Source organism: Streptomyces akebiae (assembly GCF_019599145.1).
Lineage (GTDB): Bacteria > Actinomycetota > Actinomycetes > Streptomycetales > Streptomycetaceae > Streptomyces > Streptomyces akebiae.
The window spans coordinates 4,767,578-4,783,702 of record NZ_CP080647.1 but is presented as its reverse complement, the minus strand read 5'-3'; the positions used below and the strand labels follow the sequence as shown (position 1 = coordinate 4,783,702).

Annotated in this window: 14 protein-coding genes; 8 read left to right on the top strand and 6 right to left on the bottom strand. The window is 71.0% G+C overall.

Annotated elements, in window-relative coordinates:
• Nucleotides 1-243: 243 nt before the first annotated feature.
• From K1J60_RS20585 to K1J60_RS20580, 3 genes are all read right to left on the bottom strand, one after another.
• Entirely contained in the window at nucleotides 244-1,176 is a 933-nt protein-coding gene (locus K1J60_RS20585) for a hypothetical protein (protein WP_220647493.1), read from the bottom strand.
• Between the two features lie 282 nt (nucleotides 1,177-1,458).
• A complete protein-coding gene (locus K1J60_RS45975) occupies nucleotides 1,459-1,596 on the bottom strand; it encodes a DUF397 domain-containing protein (RefSeq protein ID WP_259407818.1) in 138 nt (45 codons plus the stop codon).
• Nucleotides 1,556-2,473 (bottom strand): helix-turn-helix domain-containing protein, encoded by a 918-nt coding sequence (locus K1J60_RS20580; protein ID WP_220651578.1) that lies wholly within the window; start codon nucleotides 2,471-2,473, stop codon nucleotides 1,556-1,558. Before K1J60_RS20580 ends, K1J60_RS45975 begins: the two co-directional genes overlap by 41 nt.
• Before the next feature lie 176 nt (nucleotides 2,474-2,649).
• Here K1J60_RS20580 and K1J60_RS20575 point away from each other — a divergent pair, with 176 nt between their 5' ends.
• Both K1J60_RS20575 and K1J60_RS20570 read left to right on the top strand, forming a co-directional pair.
• The gene (locus K1J60_RS20575) at nucleotides 2,650-3,111 is read left to right on the top strand and encodes an ATP-binding protein (RefSeq protein WP_220647492.1); all 462 of its coding nucleotides are present in this window, start codon (nucleotides 2,650-2,652) and stop codon (nucleotides 3,109-3,111) included.
• Between the two features lie 141 nt (nucleotides 3,112-3,252).
• On the top strand, nucleotides 3,253-3,792 hold the full coding sequence (locus K1J60_RS20570) for a DUF4232 domain-containing protein (protein WP_220647491.1): 540 nt from the start codon (nucleotides 3,253-3,255) through the stop codon (nucleotides 3,790-3,792).
• Between the two features lie 48 nt (nucleotides 3,793-3,840).
• Here the strand turns inward: K1J60_RS20570 and K1J60_RS20565 are convergent, their stop codons facing one another.
• Nucleotides 3,841-4,239: a hypothetical protein gene (locus tag K1J60_RS20565; protein ID WP_220647490.1), complete on the bottom strand. Its 399-nt coding sequence runs from the start codon at nucleotides 4,237-4,239 to the stop codon at nucleotides 3,841-3,843.
• Between the two features lie 98 nt (nucleotides 4,240-4,337).
• Nucleotides 4,338-5,873: a fused MFS/spermidine synthase gene (locus tag K1J60_RS20560; protein ID WP_259407817.1), complete on the bottom strand. Its 1,536-nt coding sequence runs from the start codon at nucleotides 5,871-5,873 to the stop codon at nucleotides 4,338-4,340.
• A 258-nt stretch (nucleotides 5,874-6,131) separates the two neighbouring features.
• On the opposite strand from K1J60_RS20560, the gene K1J60_RS20555 reads away from it, so the two are divergent.
• From K1J60_RS20555 to K1J60_RS20540, 4 genes are all read left to right on the top strand, one after another.
• Nucleotides 6,132-6,857, top strand: coding sequence for a dienelactone hydrolase family protein (locus tag K1J60_RS20555; RefSeq protein WP_220647489.1), 726 nt, complete (start codon nucleotides 6,132-6,134; stop codon nucleotides 6,855-6,857).
• 426 nt (nucleotides 6,858-7,283) lie between these two features.
• Complete coding sequence (locus K1J60_RS20550; RefSeq protein WP_220647488.1) at nucleotides 7,284-10,082, top strand: alpha/beta hydrolase; 2,799 nt, start codon at nucleotides 7,284-7,286, stop codon at nucleotides 10,080-10,082.
• A 255-nt stretch (nucleotides 10,083-10,337) separates the two neighbouring features.
• Nucleotides 10,338-10,775: an NfeD family protein gene (locus K1J60_RS20545; RefSeq protein ID WP_220647487.1), complete on the top strand. Its 438-nt coding sequence runs from the start codon at nucleotides 10,338-10,340 to the stop codon at nucleotides 10,773-10,775.
• A gap of 77 nt (nucleotides 10,776-10,852) precedes the next feature.
• Nucleotides 10,853-11,962, top strand: a complete 1,110-nt coding sequence (locus K1J60_RS20540; RefSeq protein ID WP_220647486.1) for an SPFH domain-containing protein — start codon at nucleotides 10,853-10,855, stop codon at nucleotides 11,960-11,962.
• 297 nt (nucleotides 11,963-12,259) lie between these two features.
• On the opposite strand, the gene K1J60_RS20535 is transcribed toward K1J60_RS20540, so the two are convergent.
• Nucleotides 12,260-13,186 carry a helix-turn-helix domain-containing protein gene (locus K1J60_RS20535; RefSeq protein ID WP_220647485.1) on the bottom strand — a complete coding sequence of 309 codons (927 nt, stop codon included), beginning with the start codon at nucleotides 13,184-13,186 and terminating at the stop codon, nucleotides 12,260-12,262.
• 171 nt (nucleotides 13,187-13,357) lie between these two features.
• Between K1J60_RS20535 and K1J60_RS20530 the strand changes: the two genes are divergently transcribed.
• Both K1J60_RS20530 and K1J60_RS20525 read left to right on the top strand, forming a co-directional pair.
• On the top strand, nucleotides 13,358-14,398 hold the full coding sequence (locus K1J60_RS20530) for an NAD(P)-dependent alcohol dehydrogenase (RefSeq protein ID WP_220647484.1): 1,041 nt from the start codon (nucleotides 13,358-13,360) through the stop codon (nucleotides 14,396-14,398).
• Nucleotides 14,399-14,640: 242 nt separating this feature from the next.
• The gene (locus K1J60_RS20525; RefSeq protein ID WP_220647483.1) at nucleotides 14,641-15,987 is read left to right on the top strand and encodes an aldehyde dehydrogenase family protein; all 1,347 of its coding nucleotides are present in this window, start codon (nucleotides 14,641-14,643) and stop codon (nucleotides 15,985-15,987) included.
• Nucleotides 15,988-16,125 lie beyond the last annotated feature (138 nt).

The following is a 16,125-nucleotide window of genomic DNA, read 5'->3' as shown; positions in this document are numbered from 1 at the left end:
ACGGGACGAGCGGGACGGCGATCGATGAGGTCGGCTGCGGCCGGAGCGGCCGGACAGGTGGTAAGTGACCTGCACGAAGTCGCTCCGGCCGCAGCCGACCTCATCGATCGCGAACGCGTTCGTCGCGGTGAGGGCGGTGAGGGCGGTCAGGGAGGCGGTCAGTGCCAGGGGCGTCGTCGTTGATTTCGCATCGTGTACATCAAGCCTCCCACCTGCGGGTGGACCGCACACCCGGCCACCGGCTCAGCCGGTCGCGGGGAGTTGGTCCCGGGATCGGCAGTCCCGGCAGTGGCTGTGTCCCGCGGAGCGGAAGCCCCGGTCGCAGCCGTCGCAGTTCCGCATTCTCAGGACCGCCGGGCGCTCCGGGGTCTCGGGGCTGCCTGTGTCCGGTGCGGTCAGTGGGGTCTCCTTGAGCCGGTAGGCGAGGATGCCGACCGGGCGGACGAGGAGGTCTGCCGGGAGTCGGGCGGTGAGGTGGTCGGTGATCTGGGTGGGCAGCAGGCCTGCGCCGAGCCAGCGGGTGACGGCCGGGGCGAGGCGGGCGGCTTCCCGCTCGGACAGGACGAGGCGGGGGTCTACCCGGCGGAGGCCGGCGAGTACGGCGACGGCTCGGGGGTCGGCGTCGGTGAGTGGGGCCGGTGCCTCAGTCTCGGTCTGCGTTTCCGGCTCCGCTGCATCCTCCGTCTTCTCTCCCGCCTGTACGGGTGCCTCAACCGTGTCCCGCACGGCCCCGGACGCGGGCGCGGGCGTGGCCTCGGCGGGCCGCTTCCGGGGGCGACGAGGCGTGGGCGGCCTGGGAGACCCGCCGGGATCCGGGTCAGGTCCGCCGCCGGGTACGTCGTAGAAGTACGTCCGGGTGCGGACCTGGCCGGTGGGCATCCGCTCGCGGCGGCGTTCCAGGTATCCGGCCGCTTCCAGTTCCCTCAGCGCTCGCGAGATGAGGATCTCGCCCTCGTCGAAGTGGTCGCACAGGGCGGTGATGCTCACGAGGGTGCCTGTGGGAAGGGAGGAGATGTACGTCGCGACACCGACCGTGACCGCGCTGCCGCGCCGCTGGGCGAGGGCGTTGGACATCACGGTGAAGTCGGCGGTCAGCCGGGTGCGTACGTGGATCACGCCGGAGGTGGGTGCTCCGGCGTCGGCGCGCAGGGGCGCGTTAGACTGCGAGTCAGCCATCGGGAAGGTGTTCTCTTCCTGATCGGTCAGGCCCTCGTTCGGGATGCCAGTCCCGGCGGGGGCCGAAGTCTTTGTGTGGTTGTCGCGGCGAACGTAACCGCCCGCATCCCGCGCCTGCAAGCCGGTCACCCGGACGGGTGACGGGGCCCTCGCGGCCGGGGAGGGTGGGTGGGCGGGTAGTTCTTTCCCCCGGTTCTTTGGGGAGGTCAGCGGCCCGCCGGACCCTCGCGGACAAGGGTCCGGTGAGCCCGGAAGACGGACGGCGGCCGGGGCCCGGCCGCCTCAGGGGCGGTGGTGCGGCCCGGCTTTCAACTCGCCTATGAACGCGGCCCAGGAGGCGGCGTGGAAGCACAGTGCCGGACCGTGCGGGACCTTGCTGTCACGGACCGGGACGACGGCCTCTCGGAATCCCTCGGCCACTTCCACGCAGTTGCCGCCCTCCTGATTGCTGTAGCTGCTCCTGCGCCAGGCGACGCCGTTCAGATCGGGATGGGACCTTCGCTCCACGGTGGTTGTCCTCCATCACGGATCGGATCATGTCGAGTGACATGAGCGGGGGCAGAGCTGCCGCCCTCAGCCGATCGTAGGTCAGCGCGAAACTCCTGACCTCGTCCGGATCCTCGATGAGTTGGCCGTAGTGCGCGCCCTCGGTGTAGGCGATCTCCGAACTGTCCGGCATGGTGAGCACCGTGAGCGAGCCACCCATGACTTCGTGCTCGCCTTGGTCGAACGGCAGTACTTGCACAGTGATGTGACGCTCGGTCGAGGTCGCGACCAGTCGCGCCAACTGCTCACGCATCACCGCATGGCCGCCGACCGGACGTCTGAGCACCGCCTCGTCGAGCACCACCCACAGCTCGGGCCGATCAGACGTACCAAGGCGCTCCTGTCGTCCCATACGAAGGGCGACCCGCTCTTCCAACTGCTCCTCGCTGCCGAGTGTCCGGCCGGTTCTCAGCACGGCCCGTGCGTAGTCCTCCGTCTGCAACAGGCCGGGCACCACATGAGCCGCGTACTCACGGATGACCACCGCCCGCTCCGCGAACTCCATGAACTTGCGCGACCAGTCCGGAAACGCCTCCCGGTACACGTACGGCCACAACTCGACCAGCAGGTCGTCCGCGCCGAGGGCCGCGTCCAGCGCACGCGCCAGCTCCAGCGTCGGCTTCGCTCCGGACGCCCGCTCGATCTGGGTGATCCGCGTGCTCACCACGTGCGTCCGGTCACCGAGTTCGGCCTGCGTCAGTCCGGCCGCCGTGCGGAGCCTGCGCACCCGCGCGCCGAACAGCGCCGCCATCGACGCGCTGGGATCAATTCCGTTGGCCAAAGCGTCACTTCCGTTCCTTACGGACTGAAAAGTAAGGCTGCGTCACCTGTCGAGCGTAGGGCGATCGGACGACTCTTGGATACGGAACGTGACGATTCGCGTACGCCGCGAGATGTCTCAGCTCGACAGACAAGGACGGACCAGCCGTGCTGACAGCAACCACCACCCGGGCAGACGAGCCAGAACTCCCCGCGATCGCCGAGCGGTTCGTCTCCTCTCCGCGAGGTGCGCGGCTTGCCCGGCACCTTGCCGTCAGGCGCATGGAGGAGTGGGGCTACCCGGCGGCGTCCGACGTGTCGTGCAGCGTCGCCCTCGTCGTCGGCGAACTCGCCGCGAACGCCGTACGGCACGGCCGAGTCCCCGGAGGGGACTTCGGTCTCCGGCTCGCCCTCGACCTGGCGGCGGGGCTGGTTCGTATCGAGGTCGCCGACGCCGCCTCCGCGAAGCGACCACCCGCGGCCCCGCCCTCGTCGTACCCCGAGGGCGAGTCCGGTCGAGGGCTGCTGCTGGTGGACGTCCTGGCCGCGCGCTGGGGATCGGAGCCTCGTCGCCCGGTGGGCAAGACGGTGTGGGCGGAGGTGCCCCTTGAGGTGCCAACTCGCTTGTAGGTAACTGCAATTGAGACGACCAGGTGATCGCCGAAAAGATTTCCCGCCGCACCGAACCTCCTCCGTGCATCGCGCATCTACAGGGGGGCAGGCGCGCACCGACCTTGTGCGCCGCTTCGTATGAGGGGAATCCGACGCTTCATGAAGAGCAAGCTGACCGCCGTGGCCCTGGCGGCGATCGTCGTCGCCGGCACCGCCGCTGCCGCCGCTCCGGCCTCCGCCGCCGCGCAGGCCGAGCCGACCCGCTGCCACACCGCGGACCTGAAGGCCGGCTTCGCCATGGGCGGTGACGCGAAGCCCGAGATGCAGCAGACCGAGAAGCAGACCCAGGCGTACATCTGGTTCACGAACAAGAGCGAGCGCACCTGCACGCTGTCCGGCTTCGCGGGGGTCGACATGGTCGGCGCGCAGACGACCGACGGCACGTGGTCGCTGGTGCGGTCCGCCCAGAAGCCGCAGAAGCTGACGCTGGAGAAGGGGGACACGGTGGACTTCAGCATCACGCTGCTCCCGGTGGCCGCGTCGACGCCCCGGGCGGAGAAGTTCGTCCCCGCGAAGTTCCTCGTGACTCCGCCGAACGAGACGGACCACTTCACCCTGACGTGGCCCTTCGGCGGCCAGATCCTCAAGCAGGACGCCGCCACCCGCCCGGCTACCTACCTCAACCCGATCGGCTTGTAGTCGGCGCGGAAGGAAAGGGGGTGGCCTCGCCCGACGAGGCCGCCCCCCTCAGCGCTCACGACCGGGGACGGCCCCGGACGGGCGGACCCGGAAGCCACCACAGACGACGAACCCACCGCCCACCGCCCCGTCCGAGACGAGCAGGGCGGTGAACTTGGACCGATGCCTTTCCGGGACAGGCACGAACGCGTCGATACCGGCGGCGGCGGCCGTGCCGCGTGCCGGGGCGGGGGAGATCAGAAGCTCGGAGTAATGGGACTTCACCTGCATGCCCAGGACATCCACGAACTCGACCTCCCCCGCCCCGCCGGCCACGCCTCCCGGCTCTGCCCGCAGCACGAGACGGCGATGTGACACCTCGTAGGACCAGAGCACGAAGGGCCGCTCGATGCGCAGGGGGAGGTCGAGGTCCAGTTCCTGCTCCTGGCCCGTGACTTCAGGTCGCACAGCGGTCCCCTCCGGAGTGCCTGAGGACGACGTCCCCGTGACGGTCGACATCGCAATCGGGCATGTCCATCGGGCATGTCCCTGGAGCGGAGGCCATGTCACCGGTCCCGTCGTGTGCTGGACGGTTGGAGGAGTTGGTCGACGGGGGCGTAGTCGTCGGTCAGGGGGCGGGCGTCGGCGGTCCAGGTCGTGAGGGGGGCGCCGGTGGTGATCCGCCAGCCGGTCCGGCGGGTGTCCAGCGCCTGCTGGGTCGCGCGCAGGTCGACGGGCCGGTCGGAGGCGAGCACCACGAGGTTGCCGCCCTCGGAGGTGGCCGTCGTGTCGAGGCCGATGTTCGCGGGGGCGCCGACGAGGGCGACGTGCGCGAAGGTCTCGGCGAGGGTCGCCACCTCGGCGCGGGCGAAGTCCAGGTCGCCGTGGTCGATGAGGTTGGCGACGTACAGGCCGTCGGGGTCGAGGACCCGTCGTACGTCGGCCATCGCCTCCACCGTGGTGAGGTGCCACGGCACGCTGACGCCCCCGAAGGCGTCGCCGACGACGAGGTCCCGGCTGTCGGCGGGCAGCGCCCGCAGGCCCAGTCGGCCGTCCTCCACGCGTACGTCGATCCCGGCCTCCGCCCGCAGGCCGAGCCGTTCACGGTCGATGCGTACGACCCCGCTGTCGATCTCGGACACGAGGCTGCGCGTCCCGGGCCGTGTGGCGGCGAGGTAGCGGGGGAGGGTGAGTCCGCCACCGCCCAGATGATGCGCGGCGAGCGGCTCCCGCTCGGGGAAGGCCGCGTCGACCGCCGAGGCGATCGCGCGCACGTACGTGAACTCCAGGAACGTCGGATCGTCGACGTCGACGTAGGAGTGCCGCACACCGTCCAGGACGAGCGTGCGGCCGCCGTCCCGGTCGGGGTCCGCGACGACCCGGGCGCAGTGGTACCTGGTCTCCGCGTCGCAGCCACCGGGCGCGACCGCGGTGCCGAGGCCGCCGGCGACGACCGCGAGGGTCAGGGCGGGGGTGCCGCCCCACCGGCGCGTACGCCACTCGACCAGCGCCGAGCCGACGACCAGCAGGATGCCGAGGCCGATCAGGATGCCGCTCACCGGCAGCCGCGACACCAGGACGAACCCGGTGAGGACGGTGCCGACGATCGCGCCGACCGTGCCGACGCCGGACAGCCGGCCGACCACCGTCCCGGTCTCGGCGAGGCGGGTGAGACGCAGCTTCGTCACCATCGGCGTCACCGCGGACAGCAGCGCGCCTGGTACGAGGATGGTCAGCGACGCGATCAGCAGTAGCAGCGCCGGTGCCCACTCCGCGGTGGTGCGCAGCACGGCGGGGGTGAGCGCCACGACCGCTCCCGACACCCCGAGCGAGGGGCCGATCAGGAGGCGCGGGTCTACCTGGTCGGCGAGGATCCCACCCAGCCAGGAGCCGACGGCGATCGCCGTGAGGGCGATGCCGATCACCATGGTGCTGGTCTCCAGGGTGAGACCGAGATAGGGAGCCAGCAGCCGCAGGGCGACGATCTCGACCACCAGGACCGCCGCCGACGACCCGAACACGAGCACGGCGGCGGTGTGGGAACCCAGTCCGGGGCCGCGAGGACTGCCCTCGGCGCCGGGTGAGGACGACGATCCGGTCACGGCCGCCATCCTCGCACGCACCGATCGACCGAACAGCACCCGTGGCTGACTGCCTGTCGGTTGTTCAGGTCCCGCCGCCGGAAAACCGTTGGCGGCGGACGTACGACCGCTGCTAGCTTCCCGGTGGCCGTGCGAGAGAACGAGGAGGTGGTATCCGTGAACGCAGTATCGACATGGGTGCTCCCCTCCGGGGTCACGGTCGGGCGATAGGTCGTCGTCCGGGAGCGCCGTTCACGCGCACTCCCGAAAGGCACGACCATGCGCTTCATTTCCGAGCAGCGCCTCGACGACGGCGTCCTCGAACGCGAATTCACCCTCGGCGAGATCCCCGGCACCCTGTGGACGCCCGCATCCGCCGCACCGCTCCCGCTGGTCCTGATGGCCCACAACAACGGCCTGCCCAAGGCGGACCCCCGGCTGGTCGCCCGCGCCCGGTACACCGCGGCACGCGGCTACGCGGTGGCCACGATCGACGCCGCAGGATGCGGTGACCGTCCCCGGTCCGCCGCCGACGAGCAGGTCCGGGCCGAGCTGGGGCGGGCGATGCGGGCCGGCGAGCCGGTCGACGAGCTCCTCGAATCCCTCGTCGGCCCGATGGTCGAGAACGCCGTCCCGGACTGGCGGACCACGCTGGACGCCCTCCTCCAACTGCCCGGCATCGGCGGCCCCGTCGGGTACTCCGGCGGTTGGGCGGCCCTCGGCATCCGGCTGGCGGCGGTCGAGCCGCGCATCGTGGCCGCGGGCCTCCACGCCGGGGGGTACGTGCCCCGCGCCCAGCGGGAGGAGGCCCGGCAGGTCACCGTTCCGCTGCTGCTCCTGTTGCAGTGGGACGACGAGGGGAACCCCCGGCAACGGGCCCTGGACCTCTTCGACGCCTTCGGCAGCAAGGAGAAGACCCTGCACGCCAACCTGGGCGGCCACACGGGCACGCCATGGTTCGAACTGGAAGACGGCTGCCGCTTCTTCGACCGCCACCTGAAGTGAGCCCGACCGTACCTCGGCACGGGGGGACCTGACGTCGGGTCCCGACAGTGGGCCCTGACAGCGAGTCCTGACGTCAGGACCCGCTGTCAGGGAAGTCCGCCGGCGCCGAGGCGACCGCGCCGAGCTCCCGGAGAGGTCCTGGCACGACCCCGCGCGCATCGCCGACTGGTCGCCACGGGCCCACGCCCGCGTCGCCAGGACACCCGGGCCGGCCTCGGTCCGAACGCCCGCACACCACGAGTCAGTTGATGCCGTAGGCCCCCAACTCCCCCTGCCTGCACGTGTCTTGTTGTGCACCAGGGGTGGAACGTGTGCGAATACTGTGCGAAGACGTGACAGGGCGATCGAATGTGCTCCCTTTGGGGCGTCGGGGGAGCCCGGGGCCCGTGGGGCCTCAGGGGCACTGACCATGAGGAGGAACGAGAAGTGATCCGTGTCTCGCGCGTGACGACCGCCGTGGCAGCGGTCCTCGCGCTGGCGCTGGCGGCGCCGGGGGCGGCGCTGGCGGCGCCGGAACCGGACCCCGGGCGGCCGTCGGCCGCCGCGTCCGCAGGACTTCCCGAGGGCTGGCGGACCACCGGCTCCGGGAAGTCGGCGGAGCTGGTGTGGCGCTCGCCCCGGAAGGTGCCGGTGGGCGACGCCCAGGTCGAATTCCGCAGTGGGGACCGCCTGTTGGGCACCCCCAGACCCGCCGCGGACGGGCGCACCTTCCGGCTGCCGCTCGACGGCGTGCGCCTCGGCAGCACCGACGACCTGCGGGTCGAGGCCGCCGGGCGCCGGCTGGACGCGGCCGGAGCGAAGGCCGCGGCCCGTGAGCGCCGCGCGCTCGACGCCGCGTCGGACGACCCGTCGCGCCTGCCCCGCGCGGCGACCGTGAACGAGGTCGATCCCGGTGTGCCCGGCCCGTTCCGTACGACCAGCGGCGAGTACTCCCTGCCGTCGGTCCACCTGCCCGGCTACGACACCGACGTCGAGATGAAGGCCGTGGTGGTCGCGCCGGAGGACGCCCCGGGCAGCCGCCCGCTGGCGCTGTTCCTCCACGGGCGCCACGCCACCTGCTTCCAGGGCGACGACCTGACCCTCGCATGGCCGTGCCCGGCCGACCACGAGCCCGTCCCGAGCTACCGCGGTTACCTCCACGACCAGCGACTCCTCGCCTCCCAGGGCTATGTGACGGTCTCGATCTCGGCCAACTCGATCAACGCCCAGGACTGGCAGGCCGACGACGCCGGCGCCCAGGCCCGCTCCTCGCTGATACGGCTGCACCTGGCCCACTGGGCGGACTGGGCCGCAGACCCGTCCACGGCCCCCGAGGTCGTACGACGGGCGCCTGGCGCCGACCTCGGCCGGGTGTTGCTGGTGGGCCACTCCCGTGGCGGTGAGGGCGCCGACAGGGCCGCGCTGGACAGCCTCACCCCGCCGCCCGCCGACAAGGACGGCTACCACGGCGAAACCCGCTGGACGATACGCGGGACCGTCCTCATAGGCCCCACGATCTTCGGCCAGAACCCCGCACCCGACGTGCCGTCCGTGACGATCCTGCCGGGCTGCGACGGAGACGTCATCGACCTTCAGGGCGAGCTCTACGTCGACGGCACCCGAGGGGTCAGCCGCGGCAGGGCCCTGCACAGCGCGGTCTACATGACCGGCGCGAACCACAACTACTTCAACAGCGAGTGGACCCCCGGCCAGGCCACGGCCCCGGCCGACGACGACTTCTCCTACGGCGGCGACGAGCACGACCCGCTGTGCTCGCCCGGCACCGCCACCCGGCTCACCGCCGAGGAGCAGCAGAAGGCCGGCTCGACGTACATAGCCACCGCGGCCCGGCTGTTCGTCGCCGGTGACGACCGGGCCCGCCCACTGCTCGACGGCTCCCCCGTGCGTCCCGCCTCCGCCGGGCCCGCCCGCGTCCTCACCCACGCCGTCGGCGCCGCCCGCTCGGGGGCCTTCCTCCCGGCTCCCTCCGCCACGGTCGGCGGCGGCCGGCTGTGCGCCCAGGTGGACCCGGACCCGGACGTCTCCTGCCTGGACCCCGAACTCAGGACCGCCTCACCGCACTTCGCCCAGTGGCGCAGGGTGTCACCCGGCAAGGAGCCGGACCGGTACGCGCTGGCCATGAACTGGAGCCGCGCCGGCACCGCCACCGAGCTCACCCCCGCCCGCCCGGTCTCCCTGGCCGGCGCGAAGTCGCTGAGCCTGCGCGTGATCGTCCCGCCGAACACCACCGGCACCGATCTTGACATCGCCCTCACCGACACCGCCGGCAAGCGGGCGGACCTGGGCCGGGTCGGCGTCGACGGTCTGCCGGGCACTTCCCGCACCTCCTCCTACTGGGCGCGCGAGGTCCGCGTACCCCTGTCCGCCGAGACCCGGGAGCGCATCGACCTCGGCCACGTCAGGACCCTCCACCTGACCCCGCGTACCGGGTCCGGGACGGCCTGGCTGGTGGACGCCCACGGCTGGCGCCCCGGCACCCCCGTCGTCGAGCCCGCGCGGCTGCCGCGCGTGGACGTCGGCGGGCTGACCGTCAAGGAGGGCGACTCCGGCACGCGCACCTACCAGGTGCCGGTACAGGTCTCGGGGTCGGGCAGCGGCGAGGTGCGGCTGTTCGTGGACGAGCCGGGCAGCGACCGGCCGGTCGCGCGCACGGTGGAGGTCCGGGCGGGCACCCGGGTCGACGTGCCGGTGACGGTCGAGGGCAACACCCGCTACGGCGCCGACGACCTCCACCGGGTGGCCGTCAAGACCGTACGCGGCGCCGTGGTCGGCTCCTACCTGGGCGGCGTCACCGCGGAGAACGACGACCCCCAGCCCACGGTGACCGTGACGCCGGTCGCCGACCAGGTCACCGAGGGCCGGCCACTGGTCTGGCGGATCAGCCTCTCCGCGGTCGCCGATGTCGTCACGTGGACGGATCTGCAGCTGCTGCCTGTTTCCGACGGCACCGAACTGTCCACCAAGGACGTCCCCGCGACGTGGCTGGAGGAGAACTTCAGGGCCTCGCCGGATCCCGAGCGCCCCCTGTCCGCTCTGCCGGACGGCGCGCTGCTCATGTCCGAAGTGCCCGCGGGAGGCCTGAGCATCGACGTGTCCGTGCCCACCGTCACCGATCAACTCGGCGAGGACACGGAGTCGCTGCGCCTGCGCCTGTGGACCTACGACGCCGACGGAGCGCCGGTCGAGGGCCCGGAGTTCACCGGCACGGTAGGTGACGCCTCCTAGCGGAGCACCCACCCCTCCCGAGAACCCATGAGGCACCGTCGCGTCTGCCCTCCCCCTCCCCGGGGGAGGGCAGACGCCGTCGCCACCCACCGGCCCGGGTGAGATGCGGTTGCCTGCGGTGGGCCTCCTCGATCAGGGATGCGCTTCTCGATCAGGGATGCGCTTCACACGGCAAGAACCCCGGACACCGTGTCTGTCTGCCTGGTGTTCCGGGAGGTAGCTTGGTGAGGAAAGCCCCTGAAGGAGGGCGATGCGATGCCGTGGTTCCTGTGGCTGCTCGCCGCCGCGGCGCTGGGTGCCGCGGAGTTCTTCACCCTGACACTGGTCTTCGGGCTGCTGGCGGGTGCCGCGCTGGTCGCCGCCGTGGTCGCCGGCCTGGGCATCGGCCTTCTCGGCCAGCTCGTGGCCCTCGGCGCGGGGGTGGTGGCGGGCCTCTTCCTCATCCGCCCCGTCGCGCTGCGGCACATGTCCCAGCAGCCGCTCGTACGAGAGGGCAGTGATGCCCTGATCGGCAAGCGGGCCGAGGTCATGCAGGAGGTCACCGGGACCCGTGGCCTGATCAAACTCTCCGGTGAGGAATGGTCCGCCCGCGCCCTCGACGAGAGCCTGGTGATCCCCGTGGGAGCGTTCGTCGACGTCATGGAGATCGAGGGCGCAACGGCCATCGTCTACCCCCGCGAACTCCTTCCGTGACCACCCTGCGAACTCCTTCCGTGACCACCCCGCGAACTCCGTCCGTGAACGGCTGAACACACAACAGCGGAGGCACTGTGGATCCCATCGTCATCCCCCTCCTCGTCGTGGCCCTTGTCGTGGTCTTCCTCGTGGCCTCCAGCGTGCGGATCGTCCCCCAGGCCCGCCGCTACAACGTCGAGCGGTTCGGCCGCTACCGCCGGACCCTGCAACCCGGGCTGAACCTGGTCGTGCCCGTGGCGGACCGGATCAACACCAAGCTCGACGTGCGCGAGCAGGTCTATTCGTCCGACCCCAGGCCGGTGATCACCGAGGACAACCTCGTGGTGAACATCGACACCGTCCTCTACTACCAGATCACCGACCCGCGGGCGGCTGCCTACGAGGTCGCCGACTACCTCCAGGCGATCGACCAGCTCACCGTGACCACGCTGCGCAACGTCATCGGCAGCATGGACCTGGAGGAGACGCTCACCTCGCGCGAGGAGATCAACTCCCGCCTCCGCGCCGTCCTGGACGACGCCACCGGCAAGTGGGGCATCCGGGTCAACCGCGTGGAGATCAAGGCCATCGACCCGCCGGCCACCATCAAGGAGGCGATGGAGAAGCAGATGCGGGCCGAGCGGGACAAGCGCGCGGCCATCCTGCACGCCGAAGGGGAGCGGCAGGCCAAGATCCTCACGGCGGAAGGCACGAAGCAGAAGGACATCCTGGAGGCCCAGGGCGCGCAGCAGGCCATGATCCTGCGGGCGGACGGCGAGGCCAAGGCGGTGGAGCTCGTCTTCCAGGCCGTCCATCGCAACAACGCCGACCCCAAGGTCCTGGCCTACAAGTACCTGGAGACGCTCCCGCACCTGGCGAGCAGCGACAACAACACGTTCTGGGTGATCCCCGGGGAGCTCACCGAGGCGGTTCGGACCGTCACCCGAGCCTTCGGCGACGAGACGACGGCAGGCCCTCCCACGCCTGGGCGACCTGCGGAAGCGGCCACCGCCGACGGCCGCGGCACCCCGGACGAGGCCGGGATCCCGCAGCTGGAACGAGGCTCGACGGCATCCCTCGACGCGGCCGCCGCCGCGGACGAGGCCGGGAAGCAGGCCGCCGCGGCGGTGAGCGACGCCAAGGCGGAGGCCGAGGCCGCGAAGTCGGCCCAGCTGCCGCGCCGGGCGCGGACGTCCGACGACTGAGCCCACGCTCCGCCGGCACCTTCACCCGTCACGTCGCCCGCATCGACCGTCACGCCGCCCCCGTGCGCCGCCCGGACCATCGAGGGCGACGCGACGCCCTGACGATCTCCTGACGTCGGTTGCGGTTGCGGTTGCGGTTGCGGGGGCGACGGAATCCTGCGGATCCGACTCCCTGCCCAACCGCAGCACGCTCGCGCCACCCGCGCCTCCTGAATCCGACACCGCCCCCGGAGGCGTCTGGCGTGCGAAAGGACGCCGGGCGTGGCGCGCAGCCAACGACCGATGATCAAGGGAAGTTCATCGAGCCGTGCGTACCGGCGGCATTCCGGCTCCCGCCCTTGTCGCGTCGGTGCCCCAGCTGGCCAGCATCCGTAGTGCCTCCGCGGACGGGGAGTTGGGCTCGGCGTGGTACGTCACCAGCATCTGTTCGTGGTCGTCGGCCTGGTGGAACGACTCGAGGCGGAGGTCGAGTTCGCCGACGAGCGGGTGGTGCAGGCGCTGGACGCCGTGGCACCTCTCCTTGACGTCATGGGTGGCCCACAGCCGCCGGAACTCCTCACTCTTCACGGAGAGTTCGCCCACCAGCGCGGACAGCCGGGGGTCGTCCGGATGGGAGCCGGCGTCCATGCGCAGCTGAGAGACGACGTCGTTCGCCTTGTGCTCCCAGTCCACGAACAGGTCGCGGTACTCGGGGTTCAGGAACACCAGCCGTGCCCAGTTCTGCTCCTGCGCGGGCAGCTCGGCCCAGTCGCCGAAGACCGCCGCGGCCATCCGGTTCCAGGCGAGGATGTCCGAGCGCCGCCCCACGAGGATCGCGGGGACGCCGTCCATGGTGTCCAGCAGCGTCCGCAGGGGACCCCGCACCTGCTGGGCGCGGCCGGCCGGCTTCTTCTTCTGCTGTTTCGGCTTCGCCAGGTGCGTGAGGTGGGCGTGCTCGGCGTCGCTCAGCCTGAGCGCGCGGGCGATGGCGTCGAGGACCTCCGCCGACACATGCCGCCCGTTGCCCTGTTCCAGCCGCGTGTAATAGGCCACCGACACCCCGGCCAGCTGCGCCAGCTCCTCGCGGCGCAGCCCCGGCACCCGCCGGTACCGTCCGAAGCTCCGCAGCCCCACGTCCTCCGGCTTCAGCCGGGCCCGCCGGGTGCGCAGGAACTCGCTGAGTTCGGCACGCGGGTCCAGAGCGCCGGCGGCGGGCTCGCGCACCGGTTCGGGGGATTCGTCCATGCCTTGAGTATCCACGGCCGGACGCACACCAGCCTGACCCAGCCAGTGGTAGGCATCGCGGGCATATGCAAAGCCGTGGCCTGTGTGGATGCGGGCCCGGCCGGGACGCTTGCCACCGTGCCCGGCCGGAAGGCGGCCGGGCAGGGAACCTCAGCTAGGAGAACCGTCGGCATGACCACTGTCGCTGCGTACGCCGCCCCCGCCGCGAAGGCTCCCCTGGAGCGCACCACCATCGAGCGCCGTGCGGTCCGCGAGTTCGATGTGCTGATCGACATCAAGTTCGCGGGCATCTGCCACTCGGACATCCACCAGGTCCGCGAGGGCTGGGGTGAGGCGATCTTCCCGATGGTCCCGGGCCACGAGATCGCGGGCGTCGTCTCCGAGGTCGGCCCCGGGGTGACCAAGTACAAGGTCGGCGACCGCGTGGGAGTCGGCTGCATGGTCGACTCCTGCAGGGAGTGCGACAACTGCAAGGCCGGCCAGGAACAGCACTGCGTACGGGGGGCTGTCCAGACGTACAACGGCATCGGTCGTGACGGAGAGCCCACCTACGGCGGCTACGCCACCCATATCGTCGTCGACGAGAACTTCGTCGTCCGTATCCCCGAGGGCCTGTCCCTGGACGTCGCCGCGCCGCTGCTGTGCGCGGGCATCACCACGTACGCGCCGCTCAAGCAGTGGGGCGCGGGTCCCGGCAAGAAGGTCGCTGTGGTCGGTCTGGGCGGTCTCGGCCACGTGGGCGTCAAGATCGCGCACGCGCTCGGCGCGGAGGTCACCGTCCTGTCCCAGTCGCTGCGCAAGAAGGACGACGGCCTGAAGCTGGGCGCCGACCACTACTACGCGACCAGCGACCCGAAGACGTTCGAAGAACTCGCCGGCTCCTTCGACCTGATCGTCTCCACGGTGTCGGCGCCGCTGGACCTCGGCGCGTACCTCGGCCTGCTCCGGACGGGCGGCGCCCTGGTGAACGTGGGCGTCCCGGAAGAGCCCGTCGTCTTCCACCCGTTCTCCCTCATCGGAGGCAACAAGATCCTCGCCGGGTCGATGATCGGCGGCATCCCCGAGACGCAGGAGATGTTGGACTTCTGCGCCGGGCACGGCATCGGCGCGGAGATCGAGCTGATCACCGCGTCCGAGATCAACGAGGCATACGACCGGGTCACCGCCGGCGATGTGCGCTACCGGTTCGTGATCGACACGGCGACCATCTGAGACCGGTCGAGCGTGTGAGGGCCCCGGAGCGGACGAGGCGGATTCCAGGGGTCGTCGAAGCACAAGGCGTCATCCGTCACCCACCACATCACCGGTACCACGGCAGGACATCACCGGTACCACGGCAGGACATCACCGGTACCACGGCAGGACATCACCGGTACCACGGCAGGACATCACCGGTACCACGGCAGGCCAACGCCTTTGACGGCGTGGCGTGCGTCAAGAACGGAGTACACCCCATGACCACAACACAGGCGACCGAGTCGAGGACGCCCCGGAGCGAAACGGCCGCAGAGGTGGTCGGCCGCCTTCGCGCGACGTTCAACACCGGCGTCACCCGCCCACTGGACTGGCGCGTCAACCAGCTGCAGCGGCTGCGGGCACTGCTGGTCGAGAACGGGCAGGAGCTGATCGAAGCGCTCTGGGCGGATCTGAGGAAGAACGCCGCCGAGGCGAAGACGCAGGAGATCGACTTCACGGTCGCCGACATCGACGAGGCACTGGCGAACCTCGAGAACTGGCTTCAGCCTCGCCCGGTGGAGGTTCCCGCCCACTTCGGTCCCACGACAACGGCCTACACCACGTACGACCCGCTCGGGGTCGTCCTGGTGATCGCTCCGTGGAATTTCCCACTGCACCTTCTCATCGACCCCATCATCGGCGCACTGGCCGCCGGAAACACCGTGGTGGCCAAGCCGAGCGAGATCTCGGTGCACACATCGGCAGTGGCTTCACGCCTCCTGCGGCAGTACTTCGACGCCGACGTCCTCACCGTCGTCGAGGGGGGCGCCGAGGAGACCACGGCCCTGCTGGCACAGCGGTTCGACCACATCTTCTACACCGGCAATGGCACCGTCGGCCGGATCGTCATGGCCGCGGCGGCCAAGCACCTCACCCCCGTCACGCTCGAACTCGGAGGCAAGTCACCGGTCTTCGTGGCGCCCGACGCCGACGTGGACGAGACCGCCAAGCGGCTGGTCGGCGCCAAGTTCGGCAACGCGGGGCAGCAGTGCGTAGCCCCCGACTACGTTCTGGCCGATCCCGCCACCGCCGCCGCACTGGTCCCCGCCCTCCGCGCGGCGGTCGAAGCCCAGTTCGGCTCCGCTCCGCAGACCGCGGCCGGCTTCGGCCGGATCATCAACGAGCGGCACTTCGACCGGCTCACCCGTCTGCTGGACTCCGGCCGGGCGGCGGTGGGAGGCCGGCACGACCGTGACGACCTGTTCATCGCACCGACGGTGCTCACCGATGTCGACCCCGCATCGCCGGTCATGCAGGAGGAGATCTTCGGTCCGATCCTCGCCGTCGTCGAAGTCGCAGACCTAGATGCCGCCATCGCCTTCATCAACGAACGCGACAAGCCCCTCGCGCTCTACGCCTTCACCGAGTCCGAGGCCACCAAGTCGCGCCTCGTGAACGAGACGTCCTCCGGCGGCGTCGCCTGGGGCCAGCCGGTGATGCAACTGCTCATGACCGGCCTGCCTTTCGGCGGCGTCGGCGAAAGCGGCATGGGCCGGTACCACGGCCGGTACTCCCTCGAGACGTTCAGCCACCTCAAGGCCGTCGCGGACGTCCCGCTCACCTAGGCCCGCGCTCTCCCGAGCAGGCTGCCCGACTGGTCATCGGCACCGCAGAAAGTGCCTCTGACCAGCCGAAATGGTGACTGCCGAGTCCCGGTCCCCGACAGCCCGCCAGGCCCATGCTGCCGCCTGTCCCGTCCACCC

Coding starts and splice junctions, on each gene's coding strand:
- K1J60_RS20585 (WP_220647493.1), bottom strand. CDS start 1,176: ATGGCTGACTCGCAGTCTAACGCGCCCCTGCGCGCCGACGCCGGAGCA.
- K1J60_RS20580 (WP_220651578.1), bottom strand. CDS start 2,473: ATGGCGGCGCTGTTCGGCGCGCGGGTGCGCAGGCTCCGCACGGCGGCC.
- K1J60_RS20570 (WP_220647491.1), top strand. CDS start 3,253: ATGAAGAGCAAGCTGACCGCCGTGGCCCTGGCGGCGATCGTCGTCGCC.
- K1J60_RS20555 (WP_220647489.1), top strand. CDS start 6,132: ATGCGCTTCATTTCCGAGCAGCGCCTCGACGACGGCGTCCTCGAACGC.
- K1J60_RS20545 (WP_220647487.1), top strand. CDS start 10,338: ATGCCGTGGTTCCTGTGGCTGCTCGCCGCCGCGGCGCTGGGTGCCGCG.
- K1J60_RS20535 (WP_220647485.1), bottom strand. CDS start 13,186: ATGGACGAATCCCCCGAACCGGTGCGCGAGCCCGCCGCCGGCGCTCTG.
- K1J60_RS20530 (WP_220647484.1), top strand. CDS start 13,358: ATGACCACTGTCGCTGCGTACGCCGCCCCCGCCGCGAAGGCTCCCCTG.
- K1J60_RS20525 (WP_220647483.1), top strand. CDS start 14,641: ATGACCACAACACAGGCGACCGAGTCGAGGACGCCCCGGAGCGAAACG.